The 16,708-nt window shown below is 69.6% G+C and carries 14 protein-coding genes; 8 read left to right on the forward strand and 6 right to left on the reverse strand.

From position 1 onward, the window contains the following. The first annotated feature begins 174 nt into the window (after positions 1-174). From AB0H81_RS13420 to AB0H81_RS13430, 3 genes are all read left to right on the forward strand, one after another. Complete coding sequence (locus tag AB0H81_RS13420; RefSeq protein WP_358373642.1) at positions 175-351, forward strand: DUF6104 family protein; 177 nt, start codon at positions 175-177, stop codon at positions 349-351. Positions 352-456: 105 nt separating this feature from the next. Further along, positions 457-1,257 (forward strand): DUF4097 family beta strand repeat-containing protein, encoded by an 801-nt coding sequence (locus AB0H81_RS13425; RefSeq protein ID WP_358373490.1) that lies wholly within the window; start codon positions 457-459, stop codon positions 1,255-1,257. Beyond that, a complete protein-coding gene (locus tag AB0H81_RS13430) occupies positions 1,254-1,991 on the forward strand; it encodes a PadR family transcriptional regulator (protein WP_358373493.1) in 738 nt (245 codons plus the stop codon). The genes AB0H81_RS13425 and AB0H81_RS13430 overlap by 4 nt, the downstream gene beginning before the upstream one ends. A gap of 38 nt (positions 1,992-2,029) precedes the next feature. Here AB0H81_RS13430 and AB0H81_RS13435 read toward each other — a convergent pair whose 3' ends face one another. The 5 genes from AB0H81_RS13435 to AB0H81_RS13455 all read right to left on the reverse strand — a co-directional run bounded on the left by AB0H81_RS13435 (position 2,030) and on the right by AB0H81_RS13455 (position 6,969). Further along, complete coding sequence (locus AB0H81_RS13435; RefSeq protein WP_358373495.1) at positions 2,030-2,857, reverse strand: oxygenase MpaB family protein; 828 nt, start codon at positions 2,855-2,857, stop codon at positions 2,030-2,032. Positions 2,858-3,019: 162 nt separating this feature from the next. After that, entirely contained in the window at positions 3,020-3,976 is a 957-nt protein-coding gene (locus AB0H81_RS13440; RefSeq protein WP_358373498.1) for a zinc-binding dehydrogenase, read from the reverse strand. Positions 3,977-3,985: 9 nt separating this feature from the next. Further along, positions 3,986-4,873, reverse strand: a complete 888-nt coding sequence (locus AB0H81_RS13445; RefSeq protein ID WP_358373500.1) for a hypothetical protein — start codon at positions 4,871-4,873, stop codon at positions 3,986-3,988. 236 nt (positions 4,874-5,109) lie between these two features. Then, positions 5,110-6,546 carry an acetyl-CoA synthetase gene (locus AB0H81_RS13450; RefSeq protein ID WP_358373503.1) on the reverse strand — a complete coding sequence of 479 codons (1,437 nt, stop codon included), beginning with the start codon at positions 6,544-6,546 and terminating at the stop codon, positions 5,110-5,112. 165 nt (positions 6,547-6,711) lie between these two features. Beyond that, positions 6,712-6,969 carry an SSI family serine proteinase inhibitor gene (locus AB0H81_RS13455; protein ID WP_358373505.1) on the reverse strand — a complete coding sequence of 86 codons (258 nt, stop codon included), beginning with the start codon at positions 6,967-6,969 and terminating at the stop codon, positions 6,712-6,714. Positions 6,970-7,270: 301 nt separating this feature from the next. Between AB0H81_RS13455 and AB0H81_RS13460 the strand changes: the two genes are divergently transcribed. The 5 genes from AB0H81_RS13460 to AB0H81_RS13480 all read left to right on the forward strand — a co-directional run bounded on the left by AB0H81_RS13460 (position 7,271) and on the right by AB0H81_RS13480 (position 15,339). Then, positions 7,271-8,350 (forward strand): trypsin-like serine protease, encoded by a 1,080-nt coding sequence (locus tag AB0H81_RS13460; RefSeq protein WP_358373507.1) that lies wholly within the window; start codon positions 7,271-7,273, stop codon positions 8,348-8,350. 199 nt (positions 8,351-8,549) lie between these two features. Beyond that, positions 8,550-9,716: a hypothetical protein gene (locus AB0H81_RS13465; RefSeq protein ID WP_358373510.1), complete on the forward strand. Its 1,167-nt coding sequence runs from the start codon at positions 8,550-8,552 to the stop codon at positions 9,714-9,716. Between the two features lie 462 nt (positions 9,717-10,178). Continuing rightward, entirely contained in the window at positions 10,179-11,708 is a 1,530-nt protein-coding gene (locus AB0H81_RS13470; RefSeq protein ID WP_358373511.1) for a hypothetical protein, read from the forward strand. Positions 11,709-12,138: 430 nt separating this feature from the next. Next, a complete protein-coding gene (locus AB0H81_RS13475) occupies positions 12,139-13,674 on the forward strand; it encodes a hypothetical protein (RefSeq protein WP_358373514.1) in 1,536 nt (511 codons plus the stop codon). Positions 13,675-13,851: 177 nt separating this feature from the next. Continuing rightward, positions 13,852-15,339, forward strand: coding sequence for a hypothetical protein (locus AB0H81_RS13480; protein ID WP_358373516.1), 1,488 nt, complete (start codon positions 13,852-13,854; stop codon positions 15,337-15,339). Here AB0H81_RS13480 and AB0H81_RS13485 read toward each other — a convergent pair whose 3' ends face one another. Then, the gene (locus AB0H81_RS13485; protein WP_358373519.1) at positions 15,340-16,698 is read right to left on the reverse strand and encodes a hypothetical protein; all 1,359 of its coding nucleotides are present in this window, start codon (positions 16,696-16,698) and stop codon (positions 15,340-15,342) included. It lies immediately after the preceding gene. Positions 16,699-16,708: the final 10 nt, after the last annotated feature.

Below are 16,708 nucleotides of genomic sequence, written 5' to 3' on the forward strand. Positions count from 1 at the left end.
TCCGATCTGTGTTCCACTAGATGCACTCCCCGATCTTCGGCTCTTGGGCCTCACCCCAACCCCCCGCCGGCGCGCGCCGGCGGGGGTTTCCCGTTCCCGGGCACCGGCCGGAGCGGGGCGGCGGGCTTACTAAAGTTGGGCTGTCCCGGCAGCACGAAGATGAAACGGAGCACGATGTACTTCACCGACCGGGGGATCGAGGAGCTCGTCGACAGGCGCGGCGAGGAGGAGGTCAGCGTCCTCTGGCTGGGTGAGCGGCTGCGGGAGTTCGTGGACCTCAACCCCGAGTTCGAGATCCCGATCGAGCGGCTGGCCACCTGGCTGGCGCGCCTCGACGACGAGGACGAGTGACGGCGGGGTCCATCCGCCCCTTAAACGCGATACATCTTGAGATTCCGTGAGACGCGACATATCGTGTCTCATGGGAAGAGCGTGCCGCGAGGAAGGGTGGGGACCATGCAACAGTGGACGATCGACGACCCGGGACAGCTGACGTTCGGGCCGGTGAAGGCGCTCGACGTGCGGATCGTAGGGGGCCGGCTCGCCGTGCTCGCCAGCGACGGCCCGCCCGTCCTGGAGATCACCGAGATCGCCGGTGCGCCACTGATCGTGACGTACGACGAGGAGGCCGGCGAGCTGTCCGTCGCCTACAAGGACCTCACCTGGGACGGCATGCTCAACTTGATCCGCAACAAGCTGCGGCGCACCGTCGCCACGCTGACCGTGCCGAAGGACTGCCAGGTCAAGGCGGGCGTGGTCAACGCCTCGGCGGTGATCGCCGGGTTCGAGAACCTCACCTCGGTCAAGAGCGTCTCCGGCGACGTCGTGCTCGACGGCGTGAGCGGTGAGGTGAGCGCCGGCACCGTCTCCGGCAGCGTCGAGAGCCGGGCCATGTCCGGCGACCTGTCGTTCAACAGCGTCTCCGGCGACCTGACCGTCGCCCACGGGGTGCCGCGCCGGCTGCGCGCCAACAGCGTGTCAGGGCGCATCACGGCCGACCTGGAGCTGCGGCCCACGGGTCACGTGACGCTCACCAGCGTCTCGGGTGACATCCTGGTCAGGCTGCCCGAGGACGTGGAGGCGGACGTGACGATCCGGTCCACCTCCGGCCGGACGGTCAGCACGTTCGAGAAACTGTCCGACGAGAGTCGGCCCGGCGCGAAGTCGATGTCGGGACGGCTCGGTGGCGGCATGGCCTCGCTGTCGGCGACGACGGTCTCCGGCGAGGTCGCGCTGCTCAAGGGGGAGAAGGAATGAGCCCTGTCTTCGGTCACGGCCGCCTGCGGCTGTACCTGCTGAAGCTGCTGGACGAGAGCCCGCGCCACGGCTACGAGGTGATCCGGCTGCTCCAGGACCGTTTCCTCGGTGTCTACTCGCCCTCCCCCGGCACCATCTACCCGCGCCTGGCCCGCCTGGAGGAGGAGGGGCTGGTCACGCACGAGGTGGTCGACGGCAAGAAGGTGTTCTCGATCACCGACAAGGGCCGCGAGGAGCTGAACGCCCGCCTCGACGAGCTCGACGACCTGGAGCAGGAGATCTCCGCCTCCGTGCGCGACATCGCACGGGAGGTCAAGGAGGACGTGCGCGACACGGTGAAGTCGCTGCGCGAGGAGCTGACCAGGATGGCCAAGGACGTGCGCGTGGGATCCGCCGAGGACATCCGGCGCACGCGCGAGCGGCAGAAGGCCGACCTCCAGCGGCTCAAGCGGGAGCAGAAGCGGCAGTGGATGGAGCACGCCGAGCACTGGCAGGGCGAGAGCCAGCGGCTGACGGGCGAGTGGCGCCGCATCTGGGCCGAGGTGTGGTCCTCGCTGGGCGGCGCGCCGGGCTCGCGGGCCGACCTCGACGCCGAGCTGGGCGGCATGCTGGCCGACTTCGTGGCCCAGGTGCGCGAGCAGGCGTCCGGGGGCAAGCTGGACCGCGGGCGCCTGGAACGGGTGCGGGCGACGCTCGACGAGGCGTCCGGCCGCATCCGCGACACGCTCCACTGACGATCGGGAGCGGAGCGGGCGCGGCTTTGATGGTGGGGTCAGGCGTGGCGGGCGGCGCGGCGGGCGCGGCAGGCGAGCGGCATGTAGCGCAGCCGCTCCGGCAGCCGCGGCGTGATCGCGGCCACCGCCCGGCCGAGGTGACGCAGCCGCCGCTCGTCGCGCACCGACCAGCGCAGCCCCAGCCTCTCCCGTACGGCCGGCGGCAACGTCCCGACCGTGACGAACCAGGCGAACTCCCCCCACCCGATGCCCACCGGGAGCCACAGGTGACGCAGCGGCGAGGGTAGTCCCGGAGGTGGCGGCGTCGAACGCAGCATGGCGAGCACCTCGAACGCCGTCGGATGCGCCTCCAGCCGCCCGGCCACCACGCCGTCGAAGTACCGCCAGAACGCCTCGATGTCCCCGGGCATCTCCCGCTCGGGCACTCGCAGGATGGCGCCGATCCGCCGCGTCTCCGCGTACAGCCTGCGCTCGCCGTCCGGGCCGTACGGCACGCCGAAGAGGCGGTTGAGCGTGACGTACCGCTCGAACAGCGACAGATGGACCCACGCCCACGCCTCCCCGCTCAGCGCGTGGTAGGGGCGGCCCCGCTCGTCCACGCCGGCGAAGCGCCGGTGCAGCTCGCGCAGCCGGGCCCCCTCGGCGGGACCGGCCTCTCCCCCGTACACCCAGGTCTGGGCGGAGGTGAGGGTGCGGACGAGCCGGCCCCACGGGTCGTCGCGGAAGGCGGAGTGGCGCGCCACGGCCGCGCCGACGGCGGGGTGCATGGTCTGCAGGACCAGCGCGCTGCCGCCACCGAGGAGGTTGCGGTACTCGCCCGCGGTCTCCCAGTGCAGCGAGCCCGGCCCGAGGGGTTCGACGGTCATGGCGACGCCTCCCGGTCGAAAGGGGGCCTTCTCCCCTTTCGTACCCCTCGAACAGGGGCTTGCCTCAGGCCGCGAAGGCCTTCACGGACGGGGACGTCAGCCCGTGAAGCCTCTCGCGGGGAGGGACGCGTCAGGCCGTGACGCCTATCGGGGAGGGACGCGTCAGGGCGTGAAGACGATCTTGCCGAACACGTCGCCCTCGGCCAGCGCGGCGAACCCGTCACGGGCCTCGGCCAGCGGCAGCGTCCGGTCGATGACCGGACGGACCCCCGTCTGCTCCAGGAAGACCGCCAGGCGGCCGAGCTGGTCACGGGTGCCCATGGTGGAGCCCACCACCGCGAGCTGGAGGAAGAAGACGCGGTTGAGGTCGGCCGGCGGCGCCGCGCCGCTGGTCGCGCCCGACACCACGATCCGGCCGCCCGGCTTGAGCGACTTGAGCGAATGGTCCCAGGTGGCCTGGCCGACGGTCTCCATCACCGCGTCCACCCGCTCGGGCAGCCGCGCGCCCGTCTCGAAGACCTGATCCGCTCCCAGCTCACGGGCCCGCTCCCGCTTGTCCGCCGAACGGCTGGTGGCCCAGACGCGGTAACCCCCGGCCCGGCCGAGCGCGATCAGCGCCGTCGCGACGCCGCCACCGGCACCCTGGACGAGCACCGTCGAGCCCGGCTGGAGCTCCGCCTTGTCGAACAGCATCCGGTAGGCGGTCAGCCAGGCCGTCGGCAGGCACGCGGCCTGTTCGAAGCTGAGCGCCGCCGGCTTCGGCACGAGGTTGCGGCGCGGCACGGCGACACGCTCGGCGAAGGTGCCGTCGTGGACCTCCGACAGCAGCGAGCGCTTCGGGTCGAGCGTCTCGTCGGCGCCCGCGCCGATCACCGCGTGGACGATGACCTCGTTGCCGTCCTCGTCGACACCGGCCGCGTCGCAGCCGAGCACGATCGGCAGCCGGTCCTGGCGAATACCGACACCCTTGAGCGTCCACAGGTCATGGTGGTTGAGCGCGGCGGCCCGCACGGTGACGGTGGTCCAGCCGTCCGGGGTCGCGGGCTCCGGCCGCTCGCCGAGCGTCAGCCCGGCCAGAGGATTGTCGGGATCGGTCTGTGTGGCGGTAACGGCGAACATGGCCGCACCCTACTTCAGCGTGATCCGGATCTCCTTGACCGCCCGCTCGACGAACGCGGGCGCGCCGGAGGCGGCGATCTGCACCCCGCCGCGACAGGCGGTGCGGGCCGGCCGGCCACGGCGGTCGATCATCATGGGCGCCGGCGACACCTCGTCGCAGTCCGGCACCGGGATGAGTCCCACGACGTCGCCGGCCACGCCGCCGAACCACAGCTGCGGCCCGACCGGGTCGCCCAGCACGGTCTCACCCGGCCGGGCCAGGCGGACCGGGGCCGTGGCCGTCAGCACCAGGTAGCCGCCCTTGGTGATCCTGCCCCTGATGTGCCCGGCCGCGGCCATGCGCTGCTCGAAGGTGAGCCCCTCGGGCCGGTCGTACATCGCGAGCCGCCAGTCGCCGAACGAGAACAGCAGCACCTGCCCGTACGAGCCGCTGCCGGGCTGGCGCGGCCACAGCTCGACGTCGGGCGTGAGGTTGCGGAGGGGCCTGCCGCCTCTCGACACCTCGGCCTCGCCGCCGTACGGCGCGGACATGCGGCGGTACTGGCCGTCCACCCAGGCGCCCTGGAACGGCCGCGACCCGAGGGCGGCGAGCCCGAGCCGCGCCGGATAGCGGACCTCGGCGGGGGTGCCGTCGGGGAAGACGACCCGGATGACCTCGTCGCCGCCCTTGGTCTTCGGCTTGGCGAACAGGATGTTGGGCGCGGCCTTCGTCGTGGTCATGGGAGCGGCGGAGGGGCTCACCTCGTGCCCGGCGTCGCGGGGCTCCGGCGCGGGGTCACGGCCGGCGAGCAGGCCGGCGACGGGGATGGCGAGGAGCGCCGCGAGCACCGCGACGCCGGTCCAGCGCCGGCGGCGGCTGGACTGGCCGGCCTCGATGACGTCGAACTGATCGGCCACGGCGGTCCTCGTGTCGTGCGGGCTCTCGCCTTCCGTCCCAGTCCAGTCCAGGGACGGGGTACGGCGCATTCACCTGATCGCCACATTGACCTTCCCCCGCCTGCCGCGAGGGCCTGGCCGGCAGGCGGGCGACACGATCAGGTGGCCGCCGTCACCGTCAGTCCGCCGTCACCATGGGGCCGCCGTCACCGTCAGTCCGCCGTCACCATGGGGCCGCCGTCACCGTGGGGCCGCCGTCACCAGGTGGCGGTGTTCATCCGGCCGTCGGAGGCCAGGCGCACCGTCTCGCCGACCAGTTCGCGCGCCTCCGCCTCCGCGATCAGGCCCGGATCGTGGACGAGCGCGTGCGCCCGGCCGCCACCGGGCAGGTCCACGACGAGGATGCCCCGCTCGGCCGCCCCGTCGCGTCCGTGCGCCACGGTGTAGCCGGCGACGACCGCCGGCCCGTCGTACACATCGACGATCTTGACCGGGTCGGCGGTGAAGACCGGGCGGCCGTCGCCGAGCGCGCCTCCCGGCTCGGTGGACCAGATCGCGTAGGCGTGCTTGGTCAGGTGCATGCCGACCGAGGTGACCAGGCCGTGGCCGCCCCGGGCCCGCAGCAGCCCGGCCATGGCGGCGGTCGAGTGGAGGACGTAGTCGCTGGCCGGGCCGCCCGCGTACGGCAGCCCGCCGGTCACCGTGAGCCCGCGCGGGTCGGACGGGTCGAGCCCGATCGCGTCGCACGCCTGCCGCAGGGCGACGGCGAAGCAGCTGTACACGTCGAGGGCCCGCATGTCGCCGAGCCCGAGCCCGGCCCGGGCGAAGGCCGCCTCCGCCGCCCGCGCGATCGCCTGTGACGAACCGAGCGCGGGCCGCGCGGCCACCTCCCAGGTGTCCTCGGCGTACGCCCAGCCGCGCAGGTGGATCCGCCGCTCCTCGGGGACACCCAGCCGGTCGGCCAGCTCGGCGCTGACCAGGACGACCGCGGCGGCCTGATCCACCTCCAGCACGGCCACGGTGTCGCGCGTGTACGGCCAGCCGACGAACCGGCCGCCCGCCAGTTCCGCCGGGGTGCGTGGGGTGCGGCGCCAGGCGTACGGGTTGGCGGCGGCCACCTCGGTCATGGGCGCCATCATCCGGCCCCGGTCGGCCATCTCCTCCTCGACGGTCCAGCCGAGGGCCGCCCGCCGGGCCGTCTCCATGATCGGGTACGTGTGGACCGGCAGGAACAGCTCGTGCGCCAGCTCGGCGGGATGCGGCGGGCGCTCCCATCCGTAGGGCGGCTTGGGGACCGCCGGGTGACTCCACGGCACGCGCTCGCCCGCCTTCCGGTACGCGCGTCGGGTGGCGAGCGCCTCTGCGCCCACGACGAGGGCGCAGTCGAGCCCGCCCGCGGCGATCCGCGCGGCGGCCTCGCCGATGAGCAGTTGGGGCGCCGTGCCGCTGACCTTGGAGTACGCGCGGTGCCCGGGCGTCGCGCCGAGCCGTTCGGCCAGGCGGCCGGGCGGGTCGTCGTACTGCCAGGAGTCGGTGTGGACCACCTGGATCGAGCCGAGCCGCCCGGGCGGCAGCCGGGCGTCGTCGGCCGCGGCCCGCGCGACCGCCTCCCACAGGTCCAGCGGCTCGGGACCGGGCTGCTCGCGGACGGTCAACTGCGCCGCGCCGACAAGGCAGGGCGTGCGTGGGTCCATGCCGCCATGAAAGCAGAACGTGATTCGGTTCGCTTGGACAGGTTTGCTCGACCGTCCCCCACAGACGGCGATGCGGTGCACCCGCCCGTCACGCGCCCGCCCGCGAGAAGCGGAGGGGACCCCGGCCGGCGGCCGAGGTCCCCGTTGTTCCTGGAGTGGCGCGGGTCAGAACTGGGAGACCGGCCCCATCGCCGCCTGCATCTGGCAGTTGTTGGAGAAGGTGCGCTCGTAGCGGACCGGGCGGCCCGCCCATACGCCGAGCGCCGAGACCCGCACCGGGTTGTACTCCATCGTGCAGACCGCGTCGGTCCGCGAGGGCAGCCGGGCGGGGTCGCCGCCGGCCCTTTCGAGGGCGACGCACGCGGGCTTGGGCGAGCGCTGCCGGCACGACAAGACGGCGCCCTTGTCGCCAACAATGATCACGAAAACCTTCCGGTCCGTGTCACGAGAGTGAGTCTCGGCCACGGCTGGCGTGGCGGCGAATGCCGTACAGGAAAGCACGGCGAGACAGAGAAGTCGACGCATGCTCGCAGCCTGCCGTGGCCTCTGAGCTGCGGCAACGACCGACACGTGGGAGGAGCCTCACCTATCCGGATGGTCTACTTGACACCATCCTTATGCGACACAAGTCACTCTTGATCAGATAACGAATCTCTATCCGAGCTGCAATACAGTCAGTTGATCTGGAAAAATCCATCCTTACACCCCAAGGAAAGGCATTTCCATGATCCCCCCGGTCCGGCGACTGGCAGCCGCCGCGCTCAGCGCGCTGCTCGCGCTGCCCGCGTTCGGGGGGACGGCGTCGGCGCGGACCGAAAGCTGGGTCTACTCGGTGTCGCTCGCCAAGACCGCCGCGGACGTTCAGAAGGTCGCCGAGTCCTGGAAGCCGGACATCCTCAAGAAGGCCGACAGCTACAGCCCGGCGACGCCGGGGTCGCAGTCCTCCACGGGCGCGGGCGCGACCACCGTGCCCAGCGAACAGCTCACCCCGGCCAAGAAGGTCAAGGTCCCGCTCAGCGTGACGCCGGAGCTGCCGGCGAAGGGCACGACCGCCCGGACCATGGGCAAGGTGTACTTCCGGTTCGGAGCCAAGGAGTACTGGTGCTCGGCCAGCGCGGTGGCCGCCAAGAACCGCAGCGTCGTCGCCACCGCCGCGCACTGCGCCTACGACGCCCGCCAGCTCAAGCCCGCCGACTCCTGGATCTTCGTCCCGAATCCCGGCCCCAACGGGGAGACGCCCGACGGCATCTACGTCGGCGCGGCCGTCAGCATGCACGAACACTGGCGCGGCCGGGGCGACTACGACTACGACTACGCGTTCGTGACCGTGCACCGCGGTTTCACCTGGGCCTCCAAGGGCGGCAAGCTCGTCATGCAGGACGTCGGCCGCCTCCAGGACAACGTCGGCGGCCAGGGCCTGGCCGTCGCCAAGGGCGTGGGCAACCGCGTCACCGCCTTCGGCTACCCGGCCGGCCCGCAGCCCGACGGCACGCGGCCCTTCGACGGGCGCAGGCTGATGTCGTGCGCGGGCGGCACCCGCTGGACCGTCGCCCCGAGCCTCGACCTCCAGTACGGCGTGCAGGTCGAGCCGTGCAACTTCACCGCGGGCGCCAGCGGCGGCCCCTGGCTGATCGACTACCAGGCCGCGCAGGGCCTCGGTTCGCTGAACGGGATCAACAGCCTCACCTGGAACCGGGACGCGAAGGGCGGCTACGACGCCGTCTCCTCACCCAACTTCACACTCGCCGCCGGCGAGGTCTACCGGCACGCGGCGGGGGTCACAACTCCCCCAAATGTGACGTAACTTACACGGAGCGTGGCAACGGCCACGATGATCAGGGAAGACGTGATCTCGAAAAGATCACGGCCGCCCCGGCGGCCCCTGACATGATCTTCGTGAAATTCACAGCCGCCAAGTCAGACCGATAGGTTCCCGGCTGTCCGTCTGCTGCACCGAGGGATGTACGGAACCCCGGCAGCACAAGGCAAAGCCTGGAGTTACCTTGAAGCGAATCCTCCTACCGACCGGTGGCGTCGTCCTGGCCACCGGCCTCCTGGCCGCCGGCCTCACCGGCACCGCGCAGGCCCGAGCCGACATCGCCACCGACCCCATGGCCCGCAACACGTCGCAGGCCGCCTCGGTCGCCTCGTTCTGGCTGGCCTCCAACGGCGCCGCGCTCCGCGCCGCCAAGGCGTACGACTGGGACGCCAAGGAGGTCAGGAAGGTCGTCTCCAAGGGCGGCTACACCGCGGACGGCAACCCCGGTTCCGCCGCGCCCATCGGCGAGGACAAGAAGCCCATCGGCCGCGCGCAGAACGTCAACCTGCCCAAGACGGTCGGCAAGGTGTTCTTCGTGGACGGGTCCGGCAAGTTCCGCTGGTGCTCGGCCACGTCCGTGCAGTCCAACTACCGCAACCTGGTCGCCACGGCCGCCCACTGCGTGTACGACACGGACAGCAACAAGGACACGATGAGCAACTGGGTGTTCGTGCCCGGCTACTACGAGGGCAAGGCGCCGTTCGGCATCTACGTGGGCAAGCAGGCCTTCACCCACACCGACTTCGACGTCTACGAGGACTACGACCGCGACTACGCGTTCGTCACGGTCTTCAACGGCATCGCCTTCGAGGGCGTCAAGCAGGTGGACCGCAAGGACTTCGAGCGGTTCAGCGGCCCGAAGCGCGGCTGGGGCGGCCGCTACTACATCCTGCTGTCGAAGGACGCGGGCCGCCTGGGCGACGTCGTCGGCGGCCAGGGCGTGGCCTGGAACCAGGCCACGGGCAAGACCGTGCGCGCGTTCGGCTACCCGGCCGGCCCGCACCCGGACGGCAACCGTCCCTACAGCGGTGTGACGCCGAAGCACTGCTACGGCGCGACGACCGGCAAGGCCGTGGGCGCTTCGTGGCTCAAGATCGAGGAGCACGTGGGCCTCAAGTGCGCGGTCACGCCCGGCTTCGACGGCGGCCCTTGGCTGAGCAACTACAGCAACAGCAAGCGGCTGGGCTACGTCAACGGCGTGACCAGCACGTTCGCCGACCAGGACGGCAACGACCGCATCGACTACATCACCTCGCCGTACTTCGACGGGGAGACGGCGTCGATCTACAACGCGGCCAAGAACGTGTGGTCCGGCAAGATCGTCGGCTCGAACGGCGAGCTGTACAAGTAACACCCCGCTTCACGGAGGGGCCCGGCTTCGGCCGGGCCCTTTTTCGCGTTCCCGGGGGCCCGCCGGTTTGGGCGCAGGAAGGCCGGGAAGGGTCGAGAACCCCGTTCCGGACGCCGATTCTCAAGATCATCCGGCCCGGGGGCGGAGTTAGACGGAGTTGGAGCCCGTTTTGGTTCCTGTGATCTACCTCACATACATCCGGCCACGCAGCGTGATGTCCGTTTAATCCGTCTTTACCGGAGCCTTACGGAACCCCGCGATACCCAGCGAAAACGTGACCCCTTGATCACCCACCGCTAAGATCACTGACTGGTCACGGAAAGGTCACGGCGGTAAGGGTGCCTACCGAACCGGGCAAACCGGCTTCCACCTGCAAAGATCACCGCGCTATGTTCCTTGCTATCCCTTTACTGACGCATGGGACGCAACATGCGTCTCACGACAGACCAAGGAGCAGTTCCCTTGAAGCGCATCCTCATCCCCGCCGGTGGCGCCCTCCTGGCTACCGGCCTTCTGGCTGCCGGCCTCGCCGGCACCGCTCAGGCCGCCGGAGACGTCGCCACCGACCCGATGGCGAAGAGCGCGGCCGACGCCAAGGCCATCGCCCAGTACTGGGCCGAGAGCAACGGTGCGGCCCTCAAGGCCGCGACCGAGTCCAACGTCTGGGACAAGAACGACGTCGCCAAGCTCCAGAGCAAGGGCGGCTACAGCGCCGACACCAAGCCGGGCTCGGCCTCGCCGATCGGCCAGGAGAAGAAGACCACGGTCAAGGTTCAGAACGTGAACCTGCCGAAGACCATCGGCAAGGTCTTCTTCGTCAACAGCAAGGGCGAGAAGAAGTGGTGCTCCGCCACTTCCATCCAGTCCAAGTACCGCAACCTGGTGTCCACCGCGGCCCACTGTGTCTACGACACGGCCGGCAACACGGACGTCATGTCCAAGTGGGTCTTCGTCCCGGGCTACTACCAGGGCAAGACGCCGTGGGGCATCTACGTCGGTAAGCAGGCGTTCACGCACTACGACTTCGACGTGTACGAGGACTACGACCGCGACTACGCGTTCGTGACCGTGTACAACGGCATCCAGCTGGGTGGCGGCACGGCCAAGCAGGTCTCGAAGGCCGAGTTCGACAAGTACCAGGGCGTCAAGGACGCCAAGGACGTCGAGATCACCCGCGACGAGTTCCGCAAGTGCAAGCTGGACCCGACCTCCACCACGGCGTGCTGGGTCAAGCGTGGCTCGCAGGCGGAGCCGACCGGCCCCGACTACCCCGGTGCCCAGGTCGCCAAGATCGAGGTCTCCGAGGCCAAGTACAAGGCCGCGCGGCTCGGCAAGGGCAACGGCTACAAGTTCGGCGAGCCCGTCACGGAGATCGTGACCGACGCGCAGGCCGCTGCCTACAAGAAGGCCCAGGCCGAGAACGCCGAGAAGTACCCGGCGACCATCAAGCAGGACGCCCGCGGCAACTGGACCATCACGCACTTCTTCGTGCAGCAGTGGTACAAGCCGGGCTCCGACACCAAGTTCTACAAGACCGTCTTCTACATCATCGAGGGCTTCGCGAAGGACGCCGGCCGCCTCGGTGACAACGTCGGCGGTCAGGGTGTCGCCTGGAACCAGCCCACCGGCAAGTACGTCCGCGTGTTCGGCTACCCGGCCGCCGCGCACCCCGACGGCAACAAGAACTTCACCGGCATCACGCCCAAGTGGTGCTACGGGAAGACCTCGAAGAAGCTTGTCGGTTCCGCCGCCAAGAAGATCGAGGAGCACATCGCCCTCAAGTGCTCGATGACCGAGGGCGCCGACGGTGGTCCGTGGCTGGTCAACTACAGCAACAGCAAGCGTCTCGGCTACGTGAACGGTGTCACCAGCACCTTCAACGACCAGGACGCCAACGGTCGCGTCGACTACATCTCCTCGCCGTACTTCGACGGCGAGACCGCGGCGATCTACAAGGCCGCCTCGAACGTGTGGTCTGGCAAGATCCTCTAAGTAACGCACCCCGATCGGGCTGACCCGATCGACCCCGCGTCACTCGTCAAGGGCCCGGCATCGCCGGGCCCTTCGGCGTTCCCGGGGAAAGTGCGGACCGTTTTGACGCATCGGACGCGCGTACGGTGCCATCCGAGGGGTGTGATGTGCGTCACATCGATGCCGAGAGGGTCTGATCGACGACTCGCTGCCCTCAGTAGTCACTTTAACAACACGCTTATGTTGATCAGGGAAAACGGGCGCGTCAGGCACACCGGACAAGTCCTGGCGATAGGCGATCTAAACATCACAGAACGATCACGGCCGACAAGCCCCCTGTTTTCCTTCCAAAGTGGCTACCGCACCCCAAGATCACGCCTGTATCTTCTGGCTATCCCTTTACTGACGCATGGGACGCAAGAAGCGTTCCACGACAGCCCAAGGAGTTACCTTGAAGCGCATCCTCCTCCCCGCCGGTGGCGCCATTCTGGCCACCGGTCTGCTGGCTGCTGGTCTGGCCGGCACTGCTCAGGCCCAGGGCGACGTCGCGACCGACGCTCTGGCCAAGACCGAGGCTCAGGCTGCTGAGGTCCTCGACTTCTGGACCAAGTCCAACAACGCCGCTCTGAAGCAGGCCGTCGCCTTCAACCCCGACTCGCTCGAGGTCAAGAAGATCAAGAGCGGCGGTGGCTACTCCGCCGACACCAAGCCGGGCTCGGCTGTGCCGATCGGCGAGGAGAAGAAGGTCGCGGTCAAGACCCAGAACGTGAACCTGCCGAAGACCATCGGCAAGGTCTTCTTCGAGGGTCGCGACGGCAAGCTGTACTACTGCTCCGGCACGTCCATCCAGTCGCAGTACCGCAACCTGGTCGCCACGGCCGGGCACTGCGTCTACGACATGGCTGCCAACAACGAGGTCGTGAGCCGCTGGGCGTTCGTCCCCGGCTACTACCAGGGCAAGACGCCTTACGGCATCTACATCGGCAAGCAGGCGTTCACGCACTACGACCTCGACGTCTACGAGGACTTCGACCGCGACTACGCGTTCGTGACCGTGTACAACGGTGTGGGCGGCCCCAACGCCGTCTCCACCAAGCAGGTCACCAAGGCGGAGTACGACGCGGCCACCGGTGAGAAGTTCACCAAGGAAGTCGAAGTCTCCGAGGACGAGTTCAAGAAGGGCAAGCTCGACCCGAAGACCACCGACCTCTACAGCCGCAAGCACGGCACGCGTGACCAGCTCACCAGCCCGGACTACCCGGGTGCCGAGGTTGCCAAGGTCGAGGTCTCCGAGGCCACCTACAAGGCTGCCCGGGTCGGCAAGGGCAACGGTTACAAGTTCGGCGAGCCCATCGTCGAGCAGGTGACCTACCGTGAGGGCTTCGAGTACGCCGAGAAGGCCAAGCGGAACCCGCGCGAGTACCCCGGCACCGTCAAGCTGGACCGCGAGACGGCCACCATCACCCACTACTACGTCCAGGCCTGGTACAAGCCCGGCTCGGAGACGAAGTACTACCGCACCGACTTCTTCGTCGTGGACACCGCCGCCGCCCTCAAGGACGTCGGCCGTCTCGGTGACATGGTCGGCGGCCAGGGTGTGACGTGGAACCAGCCCGGTGGCACGGTCGTCCGCACCTTCGGTTACCCGGCGGGCCCGCACCCGGACGGGAACAAGCCCTACACCGGTGTCACGCCGAAGTGGTGCTACGGCAAGACCGCTTCCAAGGTTCTGCAGGTCCCGGCCAAGAAGGTCGAGGAGCACCAGAGCCTGCGCTGCCCGGTGACCGCCGGCTACGACGGTGGCCCCTGGCTGTACAAGTACAGCAACGCCAAGCGTCTCGGCTACGTCAACGGTGTCACCAGCCTCATCGTGGACACCGACGACAACAAGCGGTACGACACCATCACCTCGGCGATCTTCGACGGCGAGACCGCCGCGATCTACAAGGCCGCTGCGGCCGTGTGGTCCGGCAAGCTCGTCAAGTAGTTCACCGCGGTACCCGAACGACGGCCCTAGGTCATCGTTCACATGCTTGACCCGAAGGGCTCGGCTTCTGCCGGGCCCTTCGGCCTTTTCCGGGTCTTTTGGTACGCCCCCTTACCTCAGTGACCTGTGGGTCGATAGGGTCTTACGAGACACTTGACAACTTTGTGGAGCCCCCCAGTGAAGCGCCTGCTCGTGCCCCTTGCCGTCGCCGGTCTCAGCGCCGCCGCCCTCGCCACCCCCGCCACCGCCGCGCCGAGCTGGGTGAGTGACCCCCTCTCCCCCAAGCCCGCCGACGCCTACAGCGCCGCGTACTTCTGGCTGGACGCCAACGGCGCCGCGCTGAAGAAGGCGACCGAGTTCCGCGTCGACGCCAAGGACGTGCCCAAGCTGGTGCACCCCAAGACCACCACGGCTGACGGCAAGCCGGGCATGACGGCACCGACCGGCACCACGGGCGCGGCGCCCAAGAGCAAGAACGTGAACCTGCCGAAGACCCTCGGCAAGGTCTTCTTCCTCGACCGCGGCGGCAACTACCGCTACTGCTCCGCCACCTCCATCCAGGCCAGGAACCGCAACCTGGTCGCCACCGCCGGCCACTGCGTCTACGAGAGCGGCAAGGACGTCTTCGCCAAGTGGGTGTTCGTCCCCGGCTACTACCAGGGCAAGGCCCCGTACGGCGTCTACGCGGGCGCGTACGCCTTCACCGCCTACGACCTCGACACCTACGACGACTACGACGGCGACTTCGCGTTCGTGGCCGTGCACAACGGCTTCGAGCTCGCCGGCGAGAAGACGGTGACGAAGGCCGAGTTCGACAAGTGGGCCGGCGACAAGTGGATCAAGCCGCGCGAGATCTCCGCCAAGGAGTTCGCCAGCTGCAAGCTGAACCTGGGCAACTGCTGGTCCGAGGGCGAGGACAAGCCGGCCGACCGGGTCGGGCCCGACTACCCGGGCGCGGTCGTGGAGAGGGAAGAGGTCGGCGAGCAGGCGTACAAGGCCGCCAAGACCGGCAGGGGCAACGGCTACAAGTTCGGCGAGCCGGAGTCCGTCCTGGTGACGAAGGCCGAGTACGACGCGTACAAGGGGCCCGGCACGAAGGTCGAGGACGCGCGCGGGAACTACACGATCACCCGCTTCTACACGCAGAAGTGGCTCAAGCCCGGCACCTCGCGTACGTTCTACCAGGGTGAGTACGTCCTCGGCGTGGCCAAGGACGCCGGCCGGCTCGGGGACGCCGTCGGTGGTCAGGGTGTCGCCTGGAACCAGCCCATGGGCCAGAAGGTCACCGTCTTCGGCTACCCGGCCGCCCCGCACCCCGACGGCGACAAGCCCTTCACCGGCGTGACCCCCAAGATCTGCGCCGGCAAGACGGGCACCAAGACCTACCAGGTCAACATGTTCAAGGTCGAGACGCACCAGGTGCTCAAGTGCTCGATGACGGGCGGCTCCGACGGCGCGCCGTGGCTGCTGCGCTACGACAACAACAAGCGCACCGGCTACCTCAACGGCGTCACGAGCCTGTTCCACGACCAGGACGGCAACGACCGGATCGACTTCATCAGCTCGGCCTACTTCGACGGCGAGGTCGCCGACGTCTACAACAAGGCCAACCTGGCCGCGACGAAGTCGATCGTCGGCCCCAACGGTGAACTGATCGGCGAGTGATCACACCGGCGCGAGGACGCGGGCGCGTTCGTACAGGGACGTGACCGCGGGCTCGCGCCGGAACGGCTCCAGCCGCCTGCGCAGGTCGGTGGCGTAGGACCGGGACCTGACCGACTGGAGCTCCCCGGCCAGGTCGAGGGCCCCGGCCGCCACCCCGCACGCCTCCTCCAGCTCGCCGCACTGGAGCAGCCCGGCGGCCAGCAGCGACAGGTTGAACATCCGGCCCCGCACGTAGCGACCGTCCATGTCGAGCGAGCGGCGGGCCTGGCGCACGGCCCGCGCGCCGTCGCCGAGGTCGCGGAAGCAGTGGGCGAACTTGGCGGCGAGGTAGGCCTCGTCGAAGTAGCTGAGCCAGGCGGGCTCGCGCCCCGGGGAGCGGCGGTCGAAGGCCAGCTCGGCCTGGTGGAGGCTGGCGCTGCAGGAGCGGGCGTCGCCGAGGCCGGCGTGGGCGTGGGCCTCGAGCACGTGGCAGGACGCCATGAGCGTCTGGACGCCCGAGCGCCGCGCCGCGAGCTGGGCGGCCCTGGCCAGGTCGAGGGCGTGGGCCGGCTGCCCCATGTAGATGGCCTGGTGGGCCAGGCCGGCCAGGATCTCGCCGCCGAGCGCGTCGTCGCCGGCGCCTCTGGCCAGGCGCAGCGCCTGGATGAGGTAGCGCTGGGCGAGGCCGTGCTGCTCCAGGTCGTAGGCCATCCAGCCGGCCAGCCGGGTGAGCTCGGCCGCGGCGGCGGCGAGCTGCCTGCCGGTGCCCTCGCCGTACGTGCCGTCCTTGAGCAGCGGCGCCACGGCGGTGTCGAGGTACTTGACCACGGACGCCCGCACGCGCCCGCTGCCGAAGCGGTTGTCGAGCTCGCCGAACGAGCGGGTCACCTCGTGGATGGCCGCGATGTCGGCCCTGCCGACGCGGCGGGTGCCGCCGCCTTCGAGGCGGCCTTCGGGTGGGGAGGTCAGCCAGCGCACGGCTCCCACGGAGCCGGCTCCTATCGCGAACGTGGAGTCGATCAGGAATCTTCTTCTCTCCACGTCGGCCCGCCACAGCGCCGTCACGGTCGCGACCCCCTCCTGCCACGTGTGCGTGAACTCTTGCCCGAGGTGGAGGGGGGTGACGATCGTCGGCATGCCCAGGTCCTCGGGTCGGACGGGCCTGCCGAGCCGTAGCGCGAAGATCTCGCTGAGCAGCGCCGGCACGGGTTCCCTGGGCCGCTGGCCACCGATCCATCGCAGGACGGAGCTGTGGTCGTACTTCAGGCCCGGGGTGCCGCGCGTGGCGCCCAGCTCGTTGAGGCGCCTGGCCAGCCCTTTGTGGGAGAAGCCCGACTCCGCGATGAGCTGCCGCAGCAGTCTGTTGGGCTCGCGTGTCATCGCTCTCCTC

The organism is Nonomuraea sp. NPDC050691 (assembly GCF_040654455.1).
Lineage (GTDB): Bacteria > Actinomycetota > Actinomycetes > Streptosporangiales > Streptosporangiaceae > Nonomuraea.